Annotated in this window: 21 protein-coding genes; 11 read left to right on the forward strand and 10 right to left on the reverse strand. The window is 62.8% G+C overall.

Features of this window, described 5'->3' with window-relative positions; all coding sequences use genetic code 11:
• Positions 1-214: hypothetical protein (locus tag Q0D31_RS00005; RefSeq protein ID WP_291842000.1), on the reverse strand; the 214-nt coding region annotated here is incomplete at its 3' end.
• A gap of 120 nt (positions 215-334) precedes the next feature.
• A complete protein-coding gene (locus Q0D31_RS00010) occupies positions 335-514 on the reverse strand; it encodes a hypothetical protein (RefSeq protein ID WP_291846834.1) in 180 nt (59 codons plus the stop codon).
• On the opposite strand from Q0D31_RS00010, the gene Q0D31_RS00015 reads away from it, so the two are divergent.
• The 3 genes from Q0D31_RS00015 (at position 456) to Q0D31_RS00025 (ending at position 5,186) form a co-directional block, all read left to right on the forward strand.
• Complete coding sequence (locus Q0D31_RS00015) at positions 456-2,321, forward strand: extracellular solute-binding protein (RefSeq protein ID WP_291842002.1); 1,866 nt, start codon at positions 456-458, stop codon at positions 2,319-2,321. The two genes, Q0D31_RS00010 and Q0D31_RS00015, sit on opposite strands and share 59 nt — an antisense overlap.
• A gap of 45 nt (positions 2,322-2,366) precedes the next feature.
• The gene (locus Q0D31_RS00020) at positions 2,367-3,872 is read left to right on the forward strand and encodes a class I adenylate-forming enzyme family protein (RefSeq protein ID WP_291842004.1); all 1,506 of its coding nucleotides are present in this window, start codon (positions 2,367-2,369) and stop codon (positions 3,870-3,872) included.
• Between the two features lie 87 nt (positions 3,873-3,959).
• Positions 3,960-5,186, forward strand: coding sequence for a GGDEF domain-containing protein (locus tag Q0D31_RS00025; protein ID WP_291842006.1), 1,227 nt, complete (start codon positions 3,960-3,962; stop codon positions 5,184-5,186).
• Between the two features lie 142 nt (positions 5,187-5,328).
• On the opposite strand, the gene mfd is transcribed toward Q0D31_RS00025, so the two are convergent.
• On the reverse strand, positions 5,329-8,844 hold the full coding sequence (gene mfd, locus Q0D31_RS00030) for a transcription-repair coupling factor (RefSeq protein WP_291842008.1): 3,516 nt from the start codon (positions 8,842-8,844) through the stop codon (positions 5,329-5,331).
• Positions 8,841-9,131, reverse strand: a complete 291-nt coding sequence (locus Q0D31_RS00035; protein WP_291842010.1) for a succinate dehydrogenase assembly factor 2 — start codon at positions 9,129-9,131, stop codon at positions 8,841-8,843. The genes mfd and Q0D31_RS00035 overlap by 4 nt, the downstream gene beginning before the upstream one ends.
• A 220-nt stretch (positions 9,132-9,351) precedes the next feature.
• Here Q0D31_RS00035 and recG point away from each other — a divergent pair, with 220 nt between their 5' ends.
• Positions 9,352-11,460: an ATP-dependent DNA helicase RecG gene (recG, locus tag Q0D31_RS00040; protein ID WP_291842012.1), complete on the forward strand. Its 2,109-nt coding sequence runs from the start codon at positions 9,352-9,354 to the stop codon at positions 11,458-11,460.
• 97 nt (positions 11,461-11,557) lie between these two features.
• On the opposite strand, the gene Q0D31_RS00045 is transcribed toward recG, so the two are convergent.
• The 3 genes from Q0D31_RS00045 to glmS all read right to left on the reverse strand — a co-directional run bounded on the left by Q0D31_RS00045 (position 11,558) and on the right by glmS (position 14,737).
• The gene (locus Q0D31_RS00045; protein WP_291846610.1) at positions 11,558-11,842 is read right to left on the reverse strand and encodes a PilZ domain-containing protein; all 285 of its coding nucleotides are present in this window, start codon (positions 11,840-11,842) and stop codon (positions 11,558-11,560) included.
• A gap of 206 nt (positions 11,843-12,048) precedes the next feature.
• Positions 12,049-12,822 carry a DUF502 domain-containing protein gene (locus tag Q0D31_RS00050; RefSeq protein ID WP_291842014.1) on the reverse strand — a complete coding sequence of 258 codons (774 nt, stop codon included), beginning with the start codon at positions 12,820-12,822 and terminating at the stop codon, positions 12,049-12,051.
• 88 nt (positions 12,823-12,910) lie between these two features.
• Positions 12,911-14,737, reverse strand: a complete 1,827-nt coding sequence (glmS, locus tag Q0D31_RS00055; RefSeq protein WP_291842017.1) for a glutamine--fructose-6-phosphate transaminase (isomerizing) — start codon at positions 14,735-14,737, stop codon at positions 12,911-12,913.
• A 147-nt stretch (positions 14,738-14,884) separates the two neighbouring features.
• Here glmS and Q0D31_RS00060 point away from each other — a divergent pair, with 147 nt between their 5' ends.
• Positions 14,885-15,286, forward strand: coding sequence for a hypothetical protein (locus Q0D31_RS00060; RefSeq protein WP_291842018.1), 402 nt, complete (start codon positions 14,885-14,887; stop codon positions 15,284-15,286).
• An 85-nt stretch (positions 15,287-15,371) separates the two neighbouring features.
• Here Q0D31_RS00060 and Q0D31_RS00065 read toward each other — a convergent pair whose 3' ends face one another.
• The 3 genes from Q0D31_RS00065 to Q0D31_RS00075 form a co-directional block, all read right to left on the reverse strand.
• Entirely contained in the window at positions 15,372-16,640 is a 1,269-nt protein-coding gene (locus Q0D31_RS00065) for a class I SAM-dependent methyltransferase (RefSeq protein ID WP_291842020.1), read from the reverse strand.
• A gap of 99 nt (positions 16,641-16,739) precedes the next feature.
• Entirely contained in the window at positions 16,740-17,753 is a 1,014-nt protein-coding gene (locus tag Q0D31_RS00070; RefSeq protein ID WP_291842022.1) for a lysylphosphatidylglycerol synthase transmembrane domain-containing protein, read from the reverse strand.
• Between the two features lie 12 nt (positions 17,754-17,765).
• Positions 17,766-18,368, reverse strand: coding sequence for an SIS domain-containing protein (locus tag Q0D31_RS00075; RefSeq protein WP_291842024.1), 603 nt, complete (start codon positions 18,366-18,368; stop codon positions 17,766-17,768).
• 163 nt (positions 18,369-18,531) lie between these two features.
• Between Q0D31_RS00075 and Q0D31_RS00080 the strand changes: the two genes are divergently transcribed.
• The 6 genes from Q0D31_RS00080 (at position 18,532) to Q0D31_RS00105 (ending at position 24,756) form a co-directional block, all read left to right on the forward strand.
• Positions 18,532-19,560: an SDR family oxidoreductase gene (locus tag Q0D31_RS00080; protein ID WP_291842026.1), complete on the forward strand. Its 1,029-nt coding sequence runs from the start codon at positions 18,532-18,534 to the stop codon at positions 19,558-19,560.
• Positions 19,561-19,672: 112 nt separating this feature from the next.
• Positions 19,673-21,244, forward strand: a complete 1,572-nt coding sequence (locus tag Q0D31_RS00085) for a PfkB family carbohydrate kinase (protein ID WP_291842028.1) — start codon at positions 19,673-19,675, stop codon at positions 21,242-21,244.
• Between the two features lie 27 nt (positions 21,245-21,271).
• Positions 21,272-22,273, forward strand: coding sequence for an NAD-dependent epimerase/dehydratase family protein (locus tag Q0D31_RS00090; RefSeq protein ID WP_291842030.1), 1,002 nt, complete (start codon positions 21,272-21,274; stop codon positions 22,271-22,273).
• A 5-nt stretch (positions 22,274-22,278) separates the two neighbouring features.
• Positions 22,279-22,890, forward strand: coding sequence for a hypothetical protein (locus tag Q0D31_RS00095; RefSeq protein WP_291842032.1), 612 nt, complete (start codon positions 22,279-22,281; stop codon positions 22,888-22,890).
• Complete coding sequence (locus Q0D31_RS00100) at positions 22,887-23,960, forward strand: aminoglycoside phosphotransferase family protein (RefSeq protein ID WP_291842034.1); 1,074 nt, start codon at positions 22,887-22,889, stop codon at positions 23,958-23,960. The genes Q0D31_RS00095 and Q0D31_RS00100 overlap by 4 nt, the downstream gene beginning before the upstream one ends.
• Positions 23,908-24,756, forward strand: coding sequence for a transketolase (locus tag Q0D31_RS00105; protein WP_291842036.1), 849 nt, complete (start codon positions 23,908-23,910; stop codon positions 24,754-24,756). The genes Q0D31_RS00100 and Q0D31_RS00105 overlap by 53 nt, the downstream gene beginning before the upstream one ends.
• Positions 24,757-24,765: the final 9 nt, after the last annotated feature.

Genomic DNA, 24,765 nt, shown 5'->3' on the forward strand with positions numbered 1-24,765 from the left:
CCCCGGCCGGCGCCTTGGGGGCGGCTTTCGGGGGAGCCTTCGGCGCGGTGGCGGGTGCGGGGGCCTGCGCGGCCTTTGGCGCGCCAGGCGCCGGGGCCGGCTGCTGGGCCTGCGCACCGGAGGCGATCAATGTGGTGGACAATGCCGTAGCTGCCAACGACGCAAACACCCGCCCGTGCGGCCGGATCGAGGCGGCCAAACTACCAAAATTCATTGTGGAAAACCCTTTCTGAACGGGAGCATCCCAAACCGCGACGGGTAACGACATCCAGTCGTTTGGGCGGCTGTCTCCTTGGCAATTGAGGCGGATACGTGACAGGCGTTCCCGCCATGGTCATTGCCCGCCTTCAATACAGCGGCCGACGAAAAGATCAATGCCGGCAAGCATCTTTGGCGTCTGCCGCGCCCGAAATCCAAAGCCTGTGGTAGAGCTTGACGGTGCGTAACTTCGAATCATGTCCGCAGCCTTGATGATCATCTCCGGGCCCATCCGGCCGCGTGTCGCGACCTGCATTGCAATCTGTCTCGGCTTATGGACCGCCGCGCTGATCCGCGAACCACAGGCAGCGGAAAGCTATGCGATTGCCATGCATGGGGCCCCCGCCCTGCCCGCCGATTTCCAACACATGCCCTACGCCAATCCAGCTGCGCCGAAGGGCGGCCGGTTGACCTGGGGACTGCTCGGCACCTTCGATAGCCTCAATCCCCTGATCGTCCGTGGCCTCGCCGTGCAGCAAATCAGGGGGTTCGTTGTCGAGAGTTTGTTGGCACGAGGCCAGGACGAGGCGTTCACGCTCTACGGCCTGCTCGCCAGGAGCGTCGAAACCGACGAGGCGCGAAGCTATGTCGCGTTTCAAATCGATCCCCGCGCGCGCTTTGCGGATGATAGGCCGGTCACGGCGGATGACGTGCTTTTTTCCTGGGCGTTGCTGCGCGACAAGGGTCGCCCCAATCACCGCCAGTATTACTCGAAGGTGGCCAAGGCCGCGGCTGCCGGCCCGCTCACGGTGCGGTTCGACTTCGCTGACGCCAATGACCGCGAACTGCCGTTGATACTCGGACTGATGCCGGTGCTGCCGCGGCATGCCGTCGATCCCGCGACGTTCGAGGAGACCACGATGGCCGGCCTGCTCGGCTCCGGGCCCTATCGCGTCACTGCCGTCAGGCCTGGGGCGAGCGTCACGCTGACACGCAATCCCGATTATTGGGGACGCGAGCTGCCGGTGAACCGAGGGTTGTGGAATTTCGATGAGATCAGGCTTGATTTCTACCGTGAGTCCAACGGACAGTTCGAGGCCTTCAAGCGCGGACTCTATGACTTCCGTGTCGAGAACGAACCGTTGCGCTGGCACGAGGGCTACGATTTTCCGGCGGCCCAGAGTGGCGAACTGATCCGCGAGGCCATCAAGACCGGCATGCCGCAACCATCGGAGTTCCTCGTGTTCAACACGCGGCGACCGGTGTTCGCCGACATCCGCGTGCGGCAGGCGCTGACGCTGCTGTTCGATTTCGAGTGGATCAACCGCAATTATTTTTTCGGCCTCTATGCCCGCTCGTCCAGCTTCTTCGCCGGCTCCGAACTGTCCGCCTATGGCCGTCCCGCCGCAGTCCCCGAGCGGGAGCTCCTGAAACCGTTCGCTGCGAGTATCCGGCCTGACATACTTGAGGGCAGTTACCGCCTGCCTGTAACAGATGGTTCGGGTCGCGATCGCGTCACGTTGCGCAGTGCCCTGAACCTGCTGTCGGCAGCCGGCTACGATCTCGATGGAACCGTGTTGCGGCAGCGTTCGACCCGGGCACCATTGACCTTCGAAATCCTGGTCACGACGCGCGATCAGGAGCGGATCGCGCTGGCCTACAGCCGCGATCTCAAGCGGGCGGGGATCGAAGCCATCGTACGCGCGGTCGATCCCGTGCAGTTCGATCAGCGTCGGCTCGGCTACGAGTTCGACATGCTGCAGAATCGCTGGGACCAGTCGCTGTCCCCCGGCAACGAGCAATCCTTCTACTGGGGCAGCCAGGCCGCCGACATTCCCGGCACGCGAAACTACATGGGCGCCAGGGATCCGAGCATCGACACCCTGATTGCGGCGCTGCTCGAGGCGCGCGATCGGACAGCCTTCGTTTTCGCGGTACGGGCGCTGGACCGCGCCCTGATGTCGGGCTACTACGTTATCCCCCTGTTTAGCGTGCAGGAGCAATGGATTGCGCGATGGAATCGGATAGAACGACCTTCGGCGATCGCGTTGACGGGCTATCTGCCGGAGACATGGTGGCAACGGCCGGACACCCTCACCAGACCGGACACTTCCACCAAGTAAGACCCGCAACTGATGCAAGCTGCTTGAAAAAGCTGAAATAACGCCGTGACCCAGCCCACCGCTTCGCCGACGCTTGATACGCTGTTCAAACGGATCCTGTCACGACGGCCGGACGCGCTGGCGCTGGTCGATCCTCCGAACAAGCTACGTGTCACCGGACAGCGGCCAAAGCGCCTGACTTACGCGCAGGCTGACCGCATGATCTCGTCGCTGGCCGCGCACTTCGTCGAATCCGGCCTGCCAACGAATTCCGTGATCGCGGTTCAGCTACCGAATACCATCGAGTTTGCCCTTACGGTGCTTGCGGCGTTCCGCGCCGGGCTGGTGGTTGCGGTGCTTCCACTGCTGTGGCGGCAGTCGGAGTTGACGATGGCACTCAACCGCACCGCGGCGCGGGCGATCGTGACGACGAGCATGGTTGACGGCATTGTGTATTCCGACATCGCCATGAATGCCGCGGCGGAAGCGTTTTCGATCCGTCATGTCTGCGGCTTCGGCAGCGACCTGCCTGAAGGCATGGCTTCGCTCGACAATGCCATTATGCGGGAATCTCCGGTGACGCGCGCCGCTATCCAGGACGGACGCAAGGCCGCGCTCATTTCCTTTGATGTGACATCGGAAGGTTTTCGTCCCGTCCCGCGCGCCCATCTCGGGCTGATCGCCGGGGGCCTGGCGATCGCGCTGGAGAGCGACGTCGCGCAGGGCGCGACTGTGCTGTCGGCGTTCTCGCCGATGTCGTTTGCCGGTCTGGCCTCGTCGCTCGCCGTCTGGCTGCTGTCTGGCGGAACATTGGTGCTGCACCATCCGTTCGACGAGGAGGTGCTGGAGCAGCAGATCAACGACCATGCCTGCGATACACTGATCGCTCCCGCGCAGCTGGCGTTACGGCTGGACCAACTCGACCTTGCAGCAAGGTTGCCGGGTTTGCGCAAGGTCATCGGTCTGTGGCGCTCGCCGGAGCAGGTTCTTTCCAGTGCCTGCTGGTCCACACAGCAGGCCACGCTGACCGATGTCTATCTGTTCGGCGAGGCTGGCTTGTTCGGCGCACGCAGAATCGCTGCCGACGGTTCGCCCGCCCTGATCACGCCCGGCCCCCATGGCGCTCCGCGCGGAGTGCCGGGGTCGTCGATATCAGGCGAAATACTGCTGACGCCGCGCGGAACCTTGGGACTGCGGGGGCCGATGGTGCCGGTCGCGGCTTACGCGCCACCGCCGCCGCCAAGCGACTCCCTGATCGCTTCGCCGCCGCGCGACTACGTCGATACCGACTATGCGGCACGGCTCGACCGGGCGACCGGTGGCATCAATATCACCGCGCCGCCCTCCGGTGTTGTGGCCGTTGGCGGTTACCGCTTCCTGGCTCAGGACCTGCAGGAGTGGGCGCAGCGTCTCGGCCAAGGCGCGCTGTTGACGGCGCTTCCCGACCGCCTGATCGGCCATCGCCTCGCCGGCCGCGCCCAAGACAATGCCCGCGCCCGTGCGGCGCTGGCCGAGCTCGGACTTAACCCGTTGATGGTAGAAGCTTTTCGCGATCGAACCGGCGTGACCTGACGGATCGGGACAGGCGCGCGTTGACGTCTCCTTAAGTCGTGCGAACTAGCATCGCGCACCAGATGCGTGCCCGATCCGAGTAACCAGATGTCCCAGCAAGGTCCGATCCTCGTCGTGTCGACCGCACGACACCCCTCATGGGCATCGACGCTGGACATCGCCAGGCTGTTTCCCGTCGTCGAGACCGGTTGGGCTGAAGCCCCGCGTGCCATCGAGCAGGTACAGCCGGCGGCGGTCCTGACGTCGACCTCCGGTATCGATGAGGCGACGATCGCGGCGCTGGCGATGCCGATCGCAACGCGACAACCCTATTTGCCGCTGATCGCCGTCGATCCGCAGGTCCCGCTTCCCGACCACGCGATCCCCTTCTTCCAAAGTCCAGCCGGCCCCGACAGGCTGGAGGCCCGGTTGCGCGCGGCGCTCCGTGTCCGGTCGTTGCATGCAACGGTCATGCGCCGACTGTCGCCGTCAGCGTCGATTGCGCCATCGCATGTTGATCCCGCCCGCGACGCCACCGTGTTGCTGGTTGGCCGCGGCAACGCCTATCCCACGCTTTCGGTCTCGCTCGGCGAGCGCACCGCGGTCGTCGGCGCGCTTTCGATCGAGGCCGCCGCCCGCCATCTCAACGTCAGGGATATCGACGGCATTGTCCTTGCCGAAGGCTTCAGTGTCCGCGTGATCGACGCCTTCCTCACCGTGCTGGCGGAAGACTCGCGCTTCCGAAATCTTCCCGTCGTCGCAACAGCGGCCGATCTCGCGCCGGCATACAACCTGCCCAATCTCGAGATCATCTCCGGCGCCCCAGCGCAAGTGGTCAGCACCGTGCTCCCGCTGGTCCGCCAGCATGCCTTCGAAGCGCATCTGAGCCGGACGCTGAAGGCGATCGACGCCGAGGGCCTGATCGATGCCCGAACCGGCCTCCTGACCGCGGAAGCGTTCGAGCGCGACTTTGCCAGCGCGGTGTATCAAACGCAGCAGCGTGGCGGTGGATTGTCGGTCGCACGATTTGCGTTCGACCCCCAACATCCCCGCGCCCAATTCGACGGCGCGCGGATCATCCGCCGCCTTCTGCGCCAGATGGATTTCGGCGCCATTCAAGCGGACGGCTCGGTTGTCGTCGCGTTTGCCGAGACCGACCTGAAGGCGGCACACGCCATCGCGCGTCGGCTGTCGAGCGTGATGCGCCATACGAGCCACGGAAACCACGCGCCGCGGTGGGAGCCCGTTGTCACGGTCGCAACCCTGCTGCCCAACGACTCCGCCAAATCGCTTCGCTCACGGCTCCACGGGGAGGCGCGCCGCGCCGCATCCTAGAGCCGCAGCTCAGTCAGCGGCCTCGGGCGCGCCGGACAGCACACCTAGAGCATGATCCGGAAAGTGTGCAGCGGTTTTCCGAAAAGATCATGCTCAAACAAAGAGCTAAAGCGCGATGACGTCAGCCCAATCTCATCGCGCTTTAGGCCGCCTTCTTGCTCTCCGCCAGATCGGCCAGTTGCCTCAATATCTCGGTCGTCCCCGCCAAGCGCTGTTCCGGGGTTTTCCATTCCTGCAGGAACACCACCTTCATGTCGGGCCGCACTTTTGCGGCCTGGCCATGCTGACGGATGAAGAACACCAGCCGGTCCGGCTGCGCGAACTTGTTCTCCCGGAAGGTGATGACGACCCCCTTGGGTCCGGCATCGACCTTCTCGACATTGGCCCTGCGGCAATAGGCCTTGATCGCGGCGACCTTGAAGAGATAGCGGACTTCGTCGGGCAACACGCCGAAGCGGTCGCGCATCTCGGCGCCAAAATTCTCGATCTCCTCGTCGGAAGTGAGATCGGCCAGCCGCCGGTACAGCGACAGCCGCACCGAGAGATCGCTGACGTAGTCCTCGGGGATCAGCACCGGCATGCCGATGGTAATCTGCGGCGACCACCGATCGGCGGCGGGTTCCGCCACGCCGGCCTTGAGGTTGAGGATCGCCTCCTCGAGCATCGATTGATAGAGCTCGAAACCGACCTCCTTGATGTGGCCTGATTGCTCCTCGCCCAACAGATTGCCAGCGCCGCGGATATCAAGGTCATGCGATGCAAGCTGGAATCCGGCTCCGAGCGTCTCCAGCGACTGCAGCACCTTAAGCCGACGTTCGGCCTGGGCGGTGATCTTCTGTTGCGCCGGCAGCGTGAACAGCGCGTATGCCCGCAGCTTCGAACGCCCCACCCTGCCCCGCAGCTGATAGAGCTGGGCCAGACCGAACATGTCGGCGCGATGCACGATCAAGGTATTGGCCGCGGGGATATCGAGGCCGGACTCGATGATCGTGGTCGAGAGCAGGATATCGTACTTGCCGTCGTAGAACGCCGACATGATGTCCTCGATGACCGTCGGCGGCATCTGGCCATGCGCCACCGCGACCTTCATCTCCGGCACGTGCTTGTCGAGGAAATCCTTCACGTCGGCGAGGTCCTCGATCCGGGGCACCACGTAGAACGCCTGCCCGCCGCGATAGCGCTCGCGCAACAGCGCCTCACGGATCATCAGCGGGTCGTGCGGCGCCACGAAGGTACGCACCGCCAGCCGGTCGACCGGCGGCGAGGCGATGATCGAGAGGTCGCGCACGCCGGTCAGCGCCAGTTGCAGCGTGCGTGGAATCGGCGTGGCGCTCAGCGTCAGCACATGGACCTCGGCGCGCAGTTGCTTCAACCTCTCCTTGTGACTGACGCCAAAATGCTGCTCTTCGTCGACGATCAGCAACCCCAGGTCCCGAAACTTGATCGACTTGCCGAGCAGCGCATGGGTGCCGATGACGATATCCACGCTGCCGTCAGACAATCCCTGCTTGACCTGCGTCAGCTCCTTTGCCGCGATCAGACGCGAGGCCTGGGCGACATGGACCGGGAACCCGCGGAAACGCTCGGCAAACGTCCTTGTGTGCTGGCGGGCCAGGAGCGTGGTCGGCACCACGACCGCGACCTGCTTGCCGTCGAGCGCTACCGCAAACGCCGCGCGCAGCGCCACCTCGGTCTTGCCGAAGCCGACGTCGCCGCAGATCAACCGGTCCATCGGCCGCCCGCTTTCGAGGTCCTTCAACGTGGCGGTGATCGCCCCGAGCTGGTCTTCGGTCTCCTCATAGGGGAAGCGGGCGCAGAACTCGTCATAGACATGCGGCTGCACCGGCATTTTCGGCGCTTCATGCACCAGCCGTTCGGCCGCGATCTTGATCAGTTCGCCGGCGATCTCGCGGATGCGGTTCTTGAGTTTCGCCTTGCGCGCCTGCCATCCGCTGCCGCCCAGCCGATCCAGTTCCACGTTGGCCTGGTCGGAGCCGTAACGCGACAGAAGTTCGATGTTCTCGACGGGAAGGAACAGCTTGGTTTCGGCGGCGTAGTGCAGCTCGAGGCAATCGTGCGGCGCCCCTCCCACCTCGATCGTCTGCAGACCCACGAAACGTCCGATGCCATGCTCGACGTGGACGACGAGATCGCCGGTGGCAAGGCTCGTGACTTCGGAGATGAAATTGTCGAGCTTGCGGCCCGCCTTGCGCGGCCGCACCAGGCGGTCGCCGAGAATGTCCTGCTCGCTAATGACGGCGGCTTCGTCGGTCTCGAAGCCGCTTTCCATGCCCACGACAGCCAGCATGGCTTCGTTGCGCGGCGTCGCCTGCACCGTTCGCCAGGTGTTGACGCTGGTGAGGTTGGAAAGCTTGTGATCGCGCAGCATGCTGGCCATGCGGTCGCGCGAACCCTCGCTCCACAGCGCGATCACCACCTTCTTGCGTTGTGCCTGCAATGCCAGCACATGCGCCACCACCGCCTCGAACACGTTCACGGAGGTTTCGGCGCGCTCCGGCGCAAAATTGCGGCCCTGCCGCGCGCCCGCGTCGAACACATCCTCGCCGGCAGGTACGGCGAAGGGTGTAAGCCGCGCCAGAGCGACTTCGCTCAGGCGCGTGGTCCATTCCTGTTCGGAGAGATAAAGCCGGTCGGGCGGCAACGGCTTGTAGATGGCGCCGCCACCGCGATGCTCGAGCGCCTCGCGCCTCGCCTCGTAGTAATCCGCGATCTGCTTGAAGCGCTCGCCGGCGGCGTCCTCGCCCTGCGGCTCGATCGCGATCGTGGTGCCGTCGAGATAATCGAACAGCGTGTCCATGCGCTCCTGGAACAGCGGCAGCCAATGCTCCATGCCGGGATGACGGCGGCCTTCGCTGACGGCTTCGTACAGCAGGTCGTCGCGCTCCGGCGCGCCAAAGGCGGCGACATAGCCCATGCGAAAGCGGCGGATGGTTTCGGTGACAAGCTGGAACTCGGAGACCGGAACCAGGTCGAGCGCACGCATGTCGAGCAGCGTCCGCTGGGTCTCCGCATCGAAGGTGCGGATCGATTCAAGGCTGTCGCCGAAGAAGTCGAACCGCACCGGCTGATCGAGCCCGGCCGGGAACAGGTCGAGGATGCCGCCGCGCACGGCGTACTCCCCGGGTTCGCGCACGGTCGACGAGCGGTTGTAGCCGTTGTGCTCCAGCCAGGCGATGATCGAGTCCATCGGCACGACGTGACCGGGCGCGACCGATAGCGCCTGCGCCGCCACCACCTCGCGCGCGGGCACGCGCTGCACGATGGCGTTGACGGTGGTGAGCATGATCAACGGCTTGTCGCTGCCCTGCAGGCGTGACAGCTTCGCCAGCGCGGTCAAGCGCTGCGCCAGGATGCCGCCATGCGGCGACACCCGGTCATAGGGCTGGCAGTCCCAGGCCGGAAACTGAATGACCGGCAAGTCGGGGGCGAAAAATTCCAGCGCCCGCGCGATCTGCTGCATGCGCGAACCGTCGCGGCAGACCACTGCAAGGCTCACCGCCGGCGGCTTCGGCCGCGCCGCTACCCCGCGCGCGAGGTCGGCGACGACCAGCCCCTCCGCGCCCTCCGCGACATTGGCGAAGGTCAGCGCACGGCCGGGCGCCAGCAGCGCGGCCGGCGATTTGACCGACGCCTTCATGCGTCGTGGTCCACGACGCGGAACGCCTTGATCCGCTCGAACAGCGCGCCGGCATATTCCGGATCCAGCGGCTTGTCGCCGGTCAACGCGGCATAGAGGTCGGGATCGGGGAGATCAATCAGGCGTTCCAGTTCGTCCAGTTCGTCATTGCGCAGGCCGGCCACCTCTGCATCGGCAAAGCGCCCGAGAATGAGGTCCATCTCACGGGTGCCGCGATGCCAGCAGCGAAAAAGCAGCCGCTTGCGGCGATCGTCGAGGCCGCCGCTCGATCGTGTCGTTCCCGTCATTTTCCCTGATTCCATCCAAACGCCAAAAGCCCGGACGTGCCGGGCGAGGTTGATATAGCTGTGGTGACAACGAATGTCAGCCCTGTTGACCGCGTAAATCCACGTCATGGCCGGGCTTGTCCCGGCCATCCACGTCGTGACTTCAACGTGGGGACAAAAAAGACGTGGATGCCCGGCACAAGGCCGGGCATGACAGCGAGAAACGGATGTAAGTCTTCTCATGCGCCCTCACCTGCTCAATCCGCTGTTTGCGCCGGTCACCACCCTTCCGGGCGTCGGACCCAGGCAGGACAAGCTGTTGCGCTATCTGCTCGGGCGCGATGAAACGCCGCGTCTCGTCGATCTGCTGCTGCATCTGCCGGCAAGCGTGATCGACCGCCGGGCGCAGCCCAGGATTAGCGAGGCCGTGCAGGGAACCATGGTGACGCTGGAGGTCACCGTCGATCGACACCGTCCGCCACCACCACGCAGTCCCCGTGCGCCCTTCCTTGTCTATGCCAGCGACGACACCGGCGATGTGGTGCTGACGTTTTTCCGCGCCAAGCCCGGCTATGTCGAAAAGCTGCTTCCGGTCGGCGAGAAGCGCTACGTTTCCGGCACGCTGCAGACCTACGACGGCATGCCGCAGATCGTGCATCCCGACCGCGTCGTGGACCAGGCGGCATTCGCCAGGCTCTCCGGCATCGATCCGGTCTATCCCCTCACCGAAGGGCTGGCACTGGGTTCGCTGCGCCGGGCGATCGCGCAGGCGCTGCAGAAGCTCCCCGAACTGCCCGAATGGATCAGTCCGGAGGTGATGCGCCGCTGCAGCTTTCCGCCGATTCGGGAAGCGCTGAACCGCGTGCATGTCCCGGTCGAACTCACGGATATCCTGCCCGACGGCCGGTTCTGGTCGCGCCTTGCCTTCGACGAATTACTCGCCGGCCAACTGGCGCTGGCGCTGGTGCGCGCGCAGTTGCGGCGCCCGGCCGGCGACCGTCATGCCGGCGACGGCCATCTGCGCCGAAGCATCATCGACGCCTTGCCCTATGCCTTGACGGCGTCGCAACGCGCGGCCGTGGCCGCCATCACCGAGGATCTGCGCCAGCCGGTGCGGATGCTGCGGCTGCTGCAAGGCGATGTCGGCTCCGGCAAGACGGTGGTGGCGCTGATGGCCGCAGCCGCCGTCACCGAAGTCCACAAGCAGGCCGCGCTGATGGCGCCGACCGAAATCCTCGCGCGCCAGCACATCAAGACCATTGCCCCGCTGGCCGAGCGGGCAGGCCTGCGGGTCGCCATCCTCACCGGGCGCGAGAAGGGCAGGGAGCGGCGCGAAATCCTCGAAAGGCTGGCGGCCGGCGATATCGATTTTCTGGTCGGCACGCATGCGCTGATCCAGGACGACGTGGTCTTCAAGGCGCTGGCGCTGGCGGTGGTCGATGAACAACACCGTTTCGGGGTCCGCGAACGCCTCGCGCTGACCAACAAGGGCGAGGCCGTCGATGTGCTGGTGCTGAGCGCAACCCCCATCCCGCGGACGCTGGTGCTGACCTATTTCGGCGACATGGACGTCTCAGAACTGCGCGAAAAGCCGGCGGGCCGGCAGCCGATCGATACCCGCGCCGTTCCGAACAGCCGGCTCGACGAAGTGGTCGACGCGGTCGGCCGCGCGCTGCAGGCGGGAAAGCTGGTTTACTGGATCTGTCCGCTGGTCGAGCAGTCCGAGGCCGAAGGCACCGAGCACTTGACCAACGCCACCGAGCGCTACGAACGGCTGCGCCAACGCTTCGGCGACCGGGTCGGGCTGGTGCATGGCCAGATGAAGGGCGTCGAAAAGGACCGCGTGATGGCGCAGTTCGCAGCCCACGACATCGGCCTCTTGGTCGCGACCACCGTGGTCGAGGTCGGCGTCGACGTTCCAGCCGCGACCATCATGGTGATCGAGAACGCCGAGCGCTTCGGGCTCGCGCAATTGCACCAGCTCCGCGGCCGGGTCGGCCGCGGCTCCGAGGCCTCGACCTGCCTGTTGCTCTACAAGGAACCGCTCGGCGAGATGTCGGCGGCACGATTGAAGGTGATCCGCGAAACCACCGATGGCTTCCGAATTGCCGAAGAAGATCTGAAACTGCGCGGCGAAGGCGACGTGCTTGGCATCCGCCAGAGCGGCCTGCCCGGCTATCGCGTCGCGCGTTCCGAGGTCCACGGCCAGCTCATCACCCAGGCCCGCGACGAGGCGCTGCGGATCATGCGCGACGATCCAAAGCTCAAAGGAGAGCGCGGCGAGGCATTGCGCTGCCTGCTCTATCTATTCGAGCGCGACGAGGCGCTGCCGCTGCTCGGCGCGGGTTAAGCGAAAGGCGCTCGCCTCCGATTCATGGAGAAGCGGTCGGTTTGCGCGCCGTCGTTGACGGAACACCGCTTCACGCCAATCGCGGATGAATCGAAGGTTAGACTGGCTGGGGGCTTTTTCTGGGCAAGGCGGCGGCGCCGAACGCTACGCCCACGAAATTGCCTTTCGCCCAGACCAGGCGGCAGTTTTGCGCTGAACTGAAATGGTCGAATGAAAGCAGGAATCGCTGCGGCAAGGCATAGAGGCGATCGAGCGCGATCTTTCCGCCGCTGCTCGACAGATCGAGAGCCGTGCAACGCATCATGGAACGCTTGGCTCCGAAAAACACCGAAGCCACGGTCGCAACGTCAGTCCGAACTTCCTTGCGCCGTTCAATCATCATCACGCGCCATTGCCATCACAATGCCAGATCACCTGCCCGACCTTCGGTGATCTTAACGGAAACAGCAATCAGAGGCGCAAGTTAAGCTAATTAATTAGGCTTACCTCGCGGCCGAAAAAGCCCGCGGACGCCGCCGGTTTCAAGGGTCCCGGCGGCGCTGCTCCTCTATCCATACCGGCCGGGCCGCGAAACAACATCCGCAGGCGTCAATCCACCTTGGCCGGCGACGGCTGGAGTTCGGATGAATGTGCCGCGCGGGCCGCGTTCGCCATCCCGGCAAGCGCAGCATTTCGTTTCTGCGGGTCAGAGCCCGGCTGCACCACGCCGGCCGACATGATCAGGGTCGCGGCGTCCTCGGTGCTCATGTCGACTTCAACGATCTTGCTCTTGGGAACGTAGAAGAAGAAACCCGTGGTAGGGTTCGGCGCGCAAGGCAGGAACACCGAGATGTGCTCCTCCTGCCCGGGCAGCTTGGCGGCGATGCTCACGCTCGGGGACTGCGATATCAGGACGATCGACCACATCCCCGGCGAAGGGAATTCAACCAGCCCGACGCGACGAAAGCTCGATCCTTTTCCCGAGAACAGCGTCTCGAACACCTGCTTCAGACCGCGATAGATCGCGCGCACCACCGGCATCCGACCGAGCAGCCTTTCGCCGAGATCGACCAGCGTCCGCCCGATCAGGTTGGCGGCCAGGAAGCCCAGCAGCGTCAGCGCGATCACCGCGACGATCAGCCCCGAGCCGGGCAACCCGAACGGCAGATAGGTTTCCGGCCGGTAGGCGATGGGTACGAACGGACGGACCAGATTGTCGACCCAGGTTACGAACCACCAGGTCAGGTACATCGTGATCGCCACAGGCCCTGCGACAATCAGCCCGGTCAGGAAATAGTTTCGGAACCGGGCCATCAGCCCGGGAGGGGCGTCCGGGGGCTGGTCCAGGGCCTCGGTCGGGGGCAATTCGTCTCGAATCATCATGTTTCCAGGTCAGAGCAGCCGGCTCATGCCAGCTAAGCCATCCTAGCAGGTTTTTGAAGGGACAAAGTGACAGCCGGTCGGCTCGAGCCTATTCGACGGTTACCGATTTCGCGAGGTTTCGCGGCTGATCGACGTCGGTACCCATGATCACGGCGGTATGGTAGGCCAAAAGCTGTACCGGGATGGCGTAAACCAGCGGCGTGAACATCGCCGACATGTCGGGCATGATGATCGTGACCAGCGATTCCATGGTGGCGTCGGCCGCGCCTCTGGCGTCTGTCATCAGGATGATCTTGCCACCGCGGGCGGCGACTTCCTGCATGTTGGAGACGGTCTTCTCGAACACCCGGTCGAACGGTGCGATCACCACCACCGGCATGTTCTCGTCGATCAGCGCGATCGGCCCGTGCTTGAGCTCACCCGCGGCGTAGCCCTCGGCATGGATATAGGAAATCTCCTTCAGCTTCAGCGCGCCTTCGAGCGCCAGCGGAAAGCTGGTGCCGCGGCCGAGATAGAGCACGTCCTTCGATTTGGAGATCTCGCGCGCCAGCTTCTCGATCTGCGGCTCTGAGGTCAGCGCCGCCGCCATCAGGCGCGGGATCTCGACCAGGCCGTGGACAAGCTTGGCTTCGTCGGCATCCGACAATTCGCCCCGCGCCTTGCCGGCGGCGATGGCGACCGCGGCCAGCACCATCAGCTGGCAGGTAAAGGCCTTGGTCGAGGCGACGCCGATCTCGGGACCGGCCAGCGTCTGCAGCACGGTCTGGCTTTCGCGCGCGATCGTCGAAGTCGGCACGTTGACCACGGACAGGGTATGAACGCCCTCCGCCTTGGCGTAGCGCAATGCCGCCAACGTGTCCGCGGTCTCGCCCGACTGCGAAATGAAGATCGCCAGATCGCCCTTGCGCAGCGGCGCCTCGCGGTAGCGGAATTCGGAGGCGACATCGATCTCGACCGGGACGCGGGCCAACCGCTCGAACCAGTATTTGGCGATGTATCCCGCATAGCTTGCGGTGCCGCAGGCCGTGATCGAAATCCGCTCGATATCCCTGAAATCGAACGGCAGTGTCACCGGCAGGTTGACCCGCTCGCTCGCCATATCGACGTAGCGCGCCAGCGTGTGGCCGACCACTTCCGGCTGCTCGTGGATTTCCTTGGCCATGAAGTGGCGGTAGTTCGCCTTGTCGACCAGGAACGACGAGGCGCCCGATTTCAGCACCTCGCGATGGGCGACCGCGCCCTGTTCGTCGTAGATCACGCTGGCGTCGCGGGACAGCACCACCCAGTCGCCGTCCTCCAGATAGCTGATGGTGTCGGTGAAGGGTGCGAGCGCGATCGCGTCGGACCCCAGATACATCTCGCCGTCGCCGTGGCCCACCGCGAGCGGCGAACCCTTGCGGGCGCCGATCATCAGGTCGTTGTGGCCCCTGAACAGGAAGGCCAGCGCAAACGCGCCGCGCAACCGCGGCAAGGAAGCCTTCACCGCATCTTGCGGCGACGCGCCCTTGAGCAGATAGGAGTTGACAAGATGTGCTACGGTTTCCGTATCGGTCTCGCTGGAGAATTTCGCGCCCTCGCCCTCAAGCTGGTTACGGAGTTCGCGAAAGTTCTCGATGATGCCGTTGTGCACGACCGCGACGTTATCCGTCGCATGCGGATGCGCATTGTTCTCGGTCGGCTTGCCGTGCGTCGCCCAGCGGGTGTGGCCGATTCCGGAATGGCCCGCGAGCGGCTCGGCCCGCAGCCGGTTCTCCAGGTTTTTCAGCTTGCCTTCAGCGCGACGTCGCGCGAGATGATCGCCTTCCAGCGTGGCGACACCCGCGGAATCGTAGCCGCGGTATTCGAGCCGTTTGAGCGAATCCACCAGTTGCTCCGCCACCGGAGCCCGTCCGAGAATGCCGACAATGCCGCACATGCGGTTCAATATCCCCAAATCGAAGAAGAACTTTCCAAAGCACCAGCTCGTGCGTCTTAGCGAGAAAACCCACCTCTCAGATACTCAATAATTATTGCCGATTATCCCGGGGCTGCCTTGCATCGGCCAGTCCTCCATCGTCCAATCTTGACCCTAAATATCTATGAAACCTTAACTTTTAGCCATCCACATCCGCTGCGCAGGAAAATACCGACGTTGTTGAATCTCGATCTGTTGTCAAAGGTTCTGGCCGCCGAGGAACGTCTGCGCCGGCATGTGGTTAGGTCAAATTCATTGAGAGGAGCGACAATGTGGACACGGCTTCAGATCGCCTCGATGCTGTTCATGATGGTTCAAGCGGTGCTGTTCGGGATTGGGATGGTCGCCATACTGGCGACGCCCCTAAATCAAACTGCCATGACGCTGATCCCATGGATGATAGCGATCAGCTTTTTCGTCTCAGCGCCCCTGGCATGGCTGATCGCACCTCGGCTGCAAATGCGCTACTGGCGTCGACGCGGTACCCAGGGTGACTCGATTTCAGGCTGACGCAAGTTACTGCACACGGCCCGGCTTTGGCGCATGCGGTTGTACAGCCGCTAGACCCGCCCTTGAGGTCGTCAGTTGAAGGTCGTCAGTTGCCTCGCCCGACAACGGAAACCGCCGGCAGCGGAACGACGAATTTCCCGCCCTCGGCGAAATAGCGTTCATGTTTGGCGCGGATCGGATCAATGTAGCGCCAGGCAAACACGACGACGAGCGCCGGCTTGCGTTCATAGAGCGCGGTCGGCGGCAGGATCGGGATATCGTAGCCCGGACCGGCCATCACGCTCCCTTTGTTGGGATCATCGTCCACCAGGAAGTCGACCTTATTCTCCAGACCGAACTGCGGTAGCAGGGTCGTGGTGCCCACGGAAACGCCGTAGCCGGCCACGAGTTGTCCACGTGCGCGGCAGGCATCGGCCATGGCGCCCAGTTCGTTGCGGATAGCAGCAATCTTCTGCTGGTAGGCTTTGTAATAGGACGGTTGGTCTACGCCCAGACGGTCCTCCTCGGCGATGAAGCGGGCCACTTCCGGCGATGCCTTTCTTGGGCCGCCAGCGCGCTGAACCGTTACCCGGATCGAACCGCCTTTGGTCCAGATATGCTGAACGTCAATGACTTCCATCCCGAGCCGGGCGAAGAAGCGCGTCAGCGGCTTCACGTTAAAATAGGACAGGTGCTCGTGATAGACGGTGTCGAGCAGGTTTTTCTCGGTAACGTCAACGCCGTATTGAGTTTCAAAAATGAATACGCCGTCCGCGCCCAACACGTCCCGGACGCCGCTGACCAGCGGGTCGAGGTTATCGACATTCGCGATCATGTTGTTGGCGATAACAACACTGGCCGTTCCCTTGGACTGCCGGATACGTTCGCCGACGGCATCGGTGAAAAAGTCGGCGATGGTCTCGATGCCCTGCTCGGTCGCACGCTTCGCAATGGCCACGGCCGGATCGACGCCGAGCACCCGCATCCCGCGCTCCCTGAAAAAGCCGAGCAGCGATCCATCGTTGCTGCCGAGTTCGACGATCAGCGAGTCCGGCGCGACCAGATAGCGACGGACGACGTCATCGGCATAAGTCGCGAAATGCTCGCGCAGGCCGAGCGAGAGCGAGGTGGTATACACATAGTGCCGGTACTGGATCTCCGGATTCCCGACATGAAGAATCTGGACGTGCCCGCACTCCCTGCATAGGTACAGTTCGAGTGGAACGGCTGTCCGAAACACCGGATCGTCAACGCTGACATTCGGAACGTGAAAGTTGGGCGTCCCGATCGGCATGCCCGCCATTGGCAAGACAAGATCTTGCCGGTCCGAATGACAAAGCCGGCAGGTATGACGGACGTAGAACAGGTCTTTCATTGGCGGACCACGAATTGTTACAGGAGATCGGGTGAGGCAATCCGACTCGGACGGCATTCGCCAAGTGGCATTCGTTTCAAGCAACTCATGTCCAGCGGCTCATGGGCGGCTCGAGGCTTTGTCGACCTGCGGTAACGCAAAATCGAGCGAATGGTCGGATGGCTCGGCGGCGGCATAGCTGCCACGCTCCGCGCTTGTTAGCCATATCACCCCGCCCATCACGCCAACGATCACGCTGATCGCCCCAAGCAACAGCGAGATCGACAGGGCCTGTTCCGAGGGGACGCCGACCAGGGCCAGACAGGCGATCATGGCGCCCTCACGAACCCCCCAACCACTGATCGAGATCGGCACCGCGGTGAGCAGAATAACCGGGGGAATAAGAATGAAGGCGTCGAAAATCGATAGCTGCGCCCTCAAGCCCACCGCCAGCGCATACGCCGCTGCCGTTGTGATGAGATGGATGAGGAGCGCCGACCCCAGCAAGACTTCCCGGCTGCTGAAGTGCAGCAACAGATGCCTGACAAACGATCCGAACCGGACGAAGCTTGCCACAGGACGACGTGCTATGAGGCGCTCCGGCCAGCGGTCGAGGGTGAGCAGCAGCGCGGTACCCACCGCGCCGGCCAACGTCAGCCCGCCGATTGCCAAGATTGCGGCATCGTTGCTCACGCGCGACAGCAACATCGGCATTCCAATGACCATCAGGATCACCAGGCCCAGCAGCGCGGTGAAGCGGTCTGCCGCGACACCCTTGACTGCCTGCGACCACTTCACACCGCGCCGCCGCAGCAGCCAGATTCGTACCGCGTCGCCGCCCGCGGAGGATGGCAGCACCTGATTGAACCAAAGGCTGATCATGAGGATCCGCCAGGCGCCCATCCAGTCCAGGGATACGTTGAGCGCGCGCATGATCAACTCCCACCGACCCGTGAGCAGGAAGGTCTGAAGGAGGACCAGAGCCAGCGCCAGCAGGAACATGACCGGGTCGACCGACAGGAGCTGAATCTTCAACTGATTCAGATCCAGACCGCCGGCGATGTAGACGAGGACGGCGATCGAAAGCAGCAGCTTCGCCGAAAAGAACACCGCCTGTCTGGACCGCAACTGCATCAGGTGAGTACCTTAGGAAGCCGGATACTCCGCGCGACCAATGATGAGGTCGATCGCAGCCATCATCCAGAACTGGTGTGCCGTTTCTACAATGTTGTAGCTTCGGCTATCGACCCAATAATTGATTTCGCCGAGCTTGCGAAGCGGATTGTCGGCACTCATTCCCGACAACGTAATCACGTCCAGCTTCATCGTCCGGGCTTTCGCCACCGCGTTGAGGATGTTTGCCGAGCGCCCCGACGAGCTGATGGCGACAAGGCAGTCGCCTTCGCGCGCACTCAGGCGCAACGCATGCGCCAGCCAGTCTTCGAACCCGTAGTCGTTGGCAAGGCACGACATCATGCTCGCATCGCTGAAACAGAGCGCAGGAACTGACGCGTTCTTTGACAGATCAATCGCGAGATGCGAGGCGATCCCGGCCGAGCCGCCATTGCCAATAAAAATGACGCGACCGCCGCGCTCGCGCGTCCGCAACCAGGTCGCGCTGGTCGCAGATATCTCTGAAAAAATGCGATCGTCCGCCGCGATCACGCGATGCAGGCGCTTCACATAGTCGTCGAGGAAATTCCTCTGATCGAAATCGACAGACATGACGTGGCGGCTCGGCTGGGACATGGCGGTTTGATAAAGCGAATGACCGGCAATTGCAAAGGGTATTGCCGGGGTTTACAAACCCATGCAGCTTGCCAAAGCGTTGCGCGGCTGGTAGTTGGCACGCGGTATCTCTCGCGTCGGCGGCGCCCGTTCCGTTGAGCGTCGGGCTACGGATTTTCCTCTCATGCGATGCATCGTCACTGGCGGCGCCGGTTTCATTGGAAGTCACCTTGTCGATCGCCTCCTCGCGGACGGCCACGAGGTGACCGTCATCGACAATTTTGTAATCGGGCGCCCCGAAAATCTTTCGTTGCACGCAGGATCGCCTCGGCTGAGAGTTGTGCGGGCCGATGTCACCGACCTCGACGCGATCAAGCCCCATTTCAGTGGCGTCAACTGGATTTTTCATCTGGCGGCGCTGGCCGACATTGTTCCTTCGATCGAATCCCCGACCCCCTATCACCGCGCCAATGTCGACGGCACCGTCAACGTTCTGGAAGCCGCCCGACAGGCCAATGTTCAGCGCTTTATCTACGCGGCGTCCTCGTCCTGCTACGGCATCCCCGACATCTATCCCACCGCCGAAACCGCCGAAGCCCGCCCGATGTATCCCTATGCGCTCACCAAGCATCTCGGTGAGCAATGCGTCATGCACTGGTGCAGGGTCTACAAGCTGCCGTCGGTCGCGCTACGCCTGTTCAACGTATTCGGGCCGCGTCATCGCACGACCGGCACCTATGGCGCCGTGTTCGGCGTCTTCATGGCGCAGAAGCTGGCCGGCAAACCCTTCACGGTGGTCGGCAACGGAGAGCAGACGCGCGATTTCACCTATGTCAGCGACGTCGTGGATGCATTTGTTACGGCAGCGAATTCTGACGTCTCGAACGAAGTATTGAATGTCGGATCTGATAATACTTACAGCGTCAACCGGCTGGTCGAACTTCTTGGCGGTGAAAAAGTCCACCTTCCCAAGCGTCCCGGAGAGCCCGATTGTACCTACGCTGACATTACCAAGATCAAGCGGGTTCTGGGCTGGAAACCCCGGGTGCGGTTCGAGGATGGCGTCGCGACGATGCTGACGACGATCGAACAGTATAGGGACGCGCCGCTGTGGACCGTTGACAAGATTGCTGATGCCACTAAGGACTGGTTCAGGTACCTGCGTGACGACAAGCATGCGTCACCTGAGACATCACAGAAGGCACCGGGCTGAGGCGCCCGGTTCCGGCCTCGGTGTTCCTGGCTGGGCGGGGCACTATTAGCCGCCGCCCGGGACCAATTTGCGACCTGAGTACTTCAACCAACGGACGATTTGAGTACCTCACATGCCTAGTCCTGCAACCGGCGTTGCGCGATCGAGCGAACCGCTGACGGCACACGAGAAGATCAAGACCATCGAGCAACTGGGTGAGATCGCGCGGTCCGCCCAGGCGCAAGGGCGAACGGTTGCGCTCTGCCACGGCGTGTTCGATCTGGTGCATCTCGGCCATATCAGGCACATCCAGGCCGCGCGCGACGAGGCCGACGTGGTCCTGGTGACGATTACGGCGGACCGTTTCGTCAACAAGGGTCCCGGACGGCCGATTTTTCCGGAGAATATGCGGGCCGAGATGCTGGCTGCGCTCGCCAATGTCGACTGGGTCGGCATCAATCGGGACTCCAGCGCTGAGACGGTTCTGGAAACGGTCCGACCCGACATCTACGTCAAGGGTTCCGACTATGAGAATCCCGAAGACGACGTAACCGGCAAGATCAGAACCGAGCGCGACGCGGTTGAGCGCCATGGCGGGCGCATCGTATTCACGCGGGACGTGACGTTCAGTTCGTCGTCGCTGATAAACCGGTATCTCGACATCTACGATCCGCCACTCCGCGACTATCTGCAGAAGGTCAGAGAGGGCGGCGGCTCCGAGCGCTTGCTGCGGCTGATCGACAAAGTCCAGGACATGCATGTCGTGCTGGTGGGCGACACCATCATCGATGAATACCAGTACGTCTCGGCGCTGGGAAAATCCTCGAAAGAGAACATCGTCGCCACCCTGTTCAAGAGCCGCGAACAATTCGCCGGCGGCGTCGTCGCGGCGGCCAACCACGTCGCCAGCTTCTGCAAATCGGTCGAGATCGTGACCACGCTTGGCGGCGAAGACTATCCGGACGACTTTATCCGCGCTCATGTCCGCCCCAACGTCTCGCTCACGCCGATCCGCATCGAGGGTCGCCCGACCACGCGCAAATTGCGGTTCGTCGAGATGGGGTATCTGCACAAGCTGTTCGAAGTGTATACCATGAACGACACCCCGCTCGGGGAAACCGAGCGGGCGGAGATCGATCGTATCACCAGCGAACGCATCAAGGCCGCCGACGTGGTGATCGTCACTGATTTTGGTCACGGCATGATCGCGCAAACCACGATCGATGCGCTGATCGCAAACGCGAGATTTCTCGCCGTCAACGCCCAGAGCAACAGCGGCAATCACGGTTATAATCTGATAACAAAATATCCCCGCGCAGATTACATTTGCATCGACGCGCCGGAGGCGCGTCTGGCCGCGACCGACAAGTTCAGCGACATTGCCTCCGTCATCGCCACCAGCCTGCGCGGCAAGATCGATTGCGACAACATGATCATCACGCATGGCTCATTCGGCTGCTATCCATTCTCCCCGAAGACCGGCGTCGCCCGGGTTCCCGCTTTCACCAAGTCCGTCGTCGATACGGTCGGCGCCGGCGACGCGTTCCTGACAATTACGGCACCCCTGGTGGCCGCCGGCGGGCACATCGAGGACGTCGCCTTTATCGGCAACGCTGCCGGTGCGATCAAGGTCGGGATCGTTGGCCATCGCAGTTCGGTTGAGAAGGTGCCATTGGTCAAGTTCGTCACGGCGTTGCTGAAGTAACGCAAAACAGGTCTTTGGAGAACGATAGTGATCGCTCGAAAATGGAACGTGATGGTCACTGGTGGCGCCGGCTATGTCGGCAGCGTGCTGGTCCCCCAACTGCTCGCCGCCGGCCACAAGGTCACGGTGCTCGACCTCTTCATGTACGGCGAATCCGTCTTTGACTCGGTCCGCGGTAATCCCGGTCTCAGGCTCGTCAAGGGCGACATTCGCGACGCGGCGGCGGTAAACAATGCGTTGGCGGGAAACAACGCGGTGATCCATCTCGCCTGCATCTCGAATGATCCGTCGTTTGAACTGGATCCCGGCCTGGGCAAGTCGATCAACTACGACTGCTTTCGCCCCATGGTTCGGGCGGCCAAGAAAGCGGGCGTAAAGCGGTTCATCTATGCGTCGTCATCGAGCGTGTACGGGATCAAGGACGAGGCCGAAGTCACCGAGGAGCTTTCGTGTGAGCCGCTGACGGATTACTCGAAGTTCAAGGCAATGTGCGAGACCGATCTGGCGGACGAGGCCGCTTCCGGTTTCGTCACCTGCACGGTGCGTCCCGCAACCGTCTGTGGCTACGCACCGCGGCAGCGACTGGACGTCGTAGTCAACATCTTGACCAATCTTGCCGTCAACACCGGGCGTATCCGCGTGTTCGGCGGCACGCAAAGGCGTCCCAATCTGCACATCGCCGACATGGCCGCGGCCTATCTGTTCCTGCTGCAGCAGGACGACGCGAAGATTGACGGCAAGATCTACAATATCGGCTACGAAAATCATTCGCTGATGAAGATAGCCGATATCGTCAAGTCAGTGGTCGGGGGCGATGTCAATGTTGTGGTGGAGCCGACCGACGATCTGCGTTCCTATCATGTGTCATCGGAAAAAATCCGCCGCGAACTCGGATTTGCTCCAACGCACACGATCGAACAGGCGGTGTCGGGGCTGGTCGATGCGTTCAAGTCCGGACGCCTGCCGAATTCCCTGAACGACCCTCGATACTTCAATATCAAGATGATGCAGAACATCAGCCTGAAGTGAGCCGCGTGCGGATCGGAATCGATTTCGACAACACCATTATCTGCTACGACAAGGTGTTTGCCGCCGCGGCGCTGCAACGCGGACTGGTACCACCCGGATGGACAGGGTCGAAGACCGATGTCCGGGAATATCTTCGATCGAAGCCGGACGGTGAACGCGCGTGGCAGGGCCTGCAGGGCTGGGCCTACGGCAAGGGCATTGCTAACGCGGAAGTATTTCCCGGTGTGACGGACTTTCTGGCTGCATGCCGGCAGAATAATTCCAGCGTTTGCATCGTCAGCCACAAGACTCGTTTCGGTCACCAGGACCCTGATCGCACCGATCTTCGAGGTGCGGCGCTTGATTGGCTGCGCACGGCCGGACTAATCGGGACTGAGCATTCGGCGCTGAGCCACAACAACGTCTTTTTTGAAGATACGCAGCCGGCCAAGGTCGAACGGCTCGCGAGCCTCGACCTCGATGTGTTCATCGACGATCTCGTCGATGTTTTCGCCCAACCCCATTTCCCGCGCCATGTCAGGGCCATTCTGTTTGCCGGGTCCGGAAACCCGGTTCCGGGCCCCTTTAAATCGATCGCCAGTTGGGCCGAAATTCAGCGCGAGGTATTCCGCCGGTGAACGAGGCTGAAGTCAGTCCGCAGGATGCGATGGCGACCGGACACCGACTGTCCGGACAACCGGTGCGGGCAGTTCATCCCGCCCATCCCGGTGGAAACAATCGGGTATTTCAGCTGGAGATGGCCGGCGGTGATCGCCTGGCCCTGAAGTATTATCGATCGCCATCGATCGATGGCCGCGATCGCCTCGGGCAGGAGTATGAGGCGCTGTCTTTCCTGGCCCACCACGGCATCGCGTCCACGCCGCGGCCGATCGCTCGGGATGTCCACAGCAACTGCGCCCTGTACCAGTGGCTCGATGGCGAGGCGGCTGCGTTGCGGCCGCAGGCCGATGACGTCGATCAACTGGCGGAGTTCCTGGTCGGACTCCAGCGACTTCGTCAAGCCGCAGGCGCCATGAACTTGCGCAACGCGTCAGCCAGCATTTTTTCTGCAAACCAGGCCGTGGCGCAATGTCAGGCGCGACTGAACAGGTTGCAAGGCTCGGCCGGTGAGTGTCCGGACTTGCGCGAGTTCCTGGATCGTGATCTGGTTCCGAGTTGCGCTACCGTGGTGCGGCGAGTTGAAGAGCGCTTTGCGGATCTGGGCTGGGACCCGGCCGCGGTCCTTTCGGTTGCGCATCGTGCGCTGAGCCCATCCGACTTTGGCCTGCACAATGCCTTGCGCAGCCCAGATGGCCGGCTGAAATTCATTGACTTCGAATACTTTGGCTGGGACGACCCGGTCAAGCTGATATCTGACACCGCCATCCATCCAGGCAGCAACTTTTCCGAAGCCAGCGCGATTCGGCTGATTGAACATCTTTCAACCGAATTTTCTATCCACGACCCTTCGTTTGCGGTCCGTCGCGACGTACTGTATCCTGTGTTCGGGATGATCTGGTGCCTGATTATCCTGAATGACTATTTGCCGGAAAGCCGTTCGATGCGCATTTTGTCTGCGCAAGGCGGCGATTTGGCGGCCCGCCTCGCGGGTCAGCTCGACAAAGCCCGCCGGCTCCATCAAACGATTTGTCAACGTGATTCAGATCTCACCTCACGCGGAAGCCGCCCTCACCTGCAAGCTGGATGAGCGCAGCCTCTATTTGCGCCGCCTCGTGCTGCGCACCGTGCGTTCGGCCGGGCGCGGCCATGTCGGTCCGGCCCTGTCGCTGATCGAAATGGTCCGCGTGCTCTATGACAACGTGCTGCGGATCGATCCGAAGAACCCCAGGGACCCCGCGCGCGACCGCGCGATCCTCAGCAAGGGGCACGGCTGTCTCGCGCTCTATGTCCTGCTCGCCGATCGCGGCTTCTTTCCGCTGTCCGAACTCGACGGCTTTTGCGGCGCCGACAGCATTCTGGGCGGACATCCCGAATTCGGGATGGTTCCGGGCGTCGAGGCCTCGACCGGCGCGCTCGGGCACGGGCTCTCCATCGGCGTCGGTCTTGCGCTGGCGGCGCGCATGCGCGACCGCGCCTATCGGACGTTCGTGTTGCTCGGCGATGGCGAGATCAACGAGGGCTCGGTATGGGAAGCTGCGATGAGCGCGTCCAAGCACGGCCTCGACAATCTCGTCGCGCTGATCGACTACAACAAATTGCAGAGTTATGGTCCTACCGACTACGTCTTGCCGCTGGAGCCGCTGGCGGACAAATGGCGCAGCTTCGGCTTTGCCGTCGAGGAGTTGAACGGACATGACGTCGGCCAGTTGCGCGACACGTTGACCAAGGTACCGCCGGTTCCCGGCAAACCGACGGCGATCATCTGCCACACCATCAAGGGCAAAGGTCTGCCGGCGGCAGAGTCCAACGCCGATTGGCATCACAAGAACAAGTTGACGGACAGCGAACTCGAATCCATTCGCGTTGCCGTCGGCGATTTTTGATCGGGTTCC

This window comes from Bradyrhizobium sp., from assembly GCF_022844465.1.
Lineage (GTDB): Bacteria > Pseudomonadota > Alphaproteobacteria > Rhizobiales > Xanthobacteraceae > Bradyrhizobium.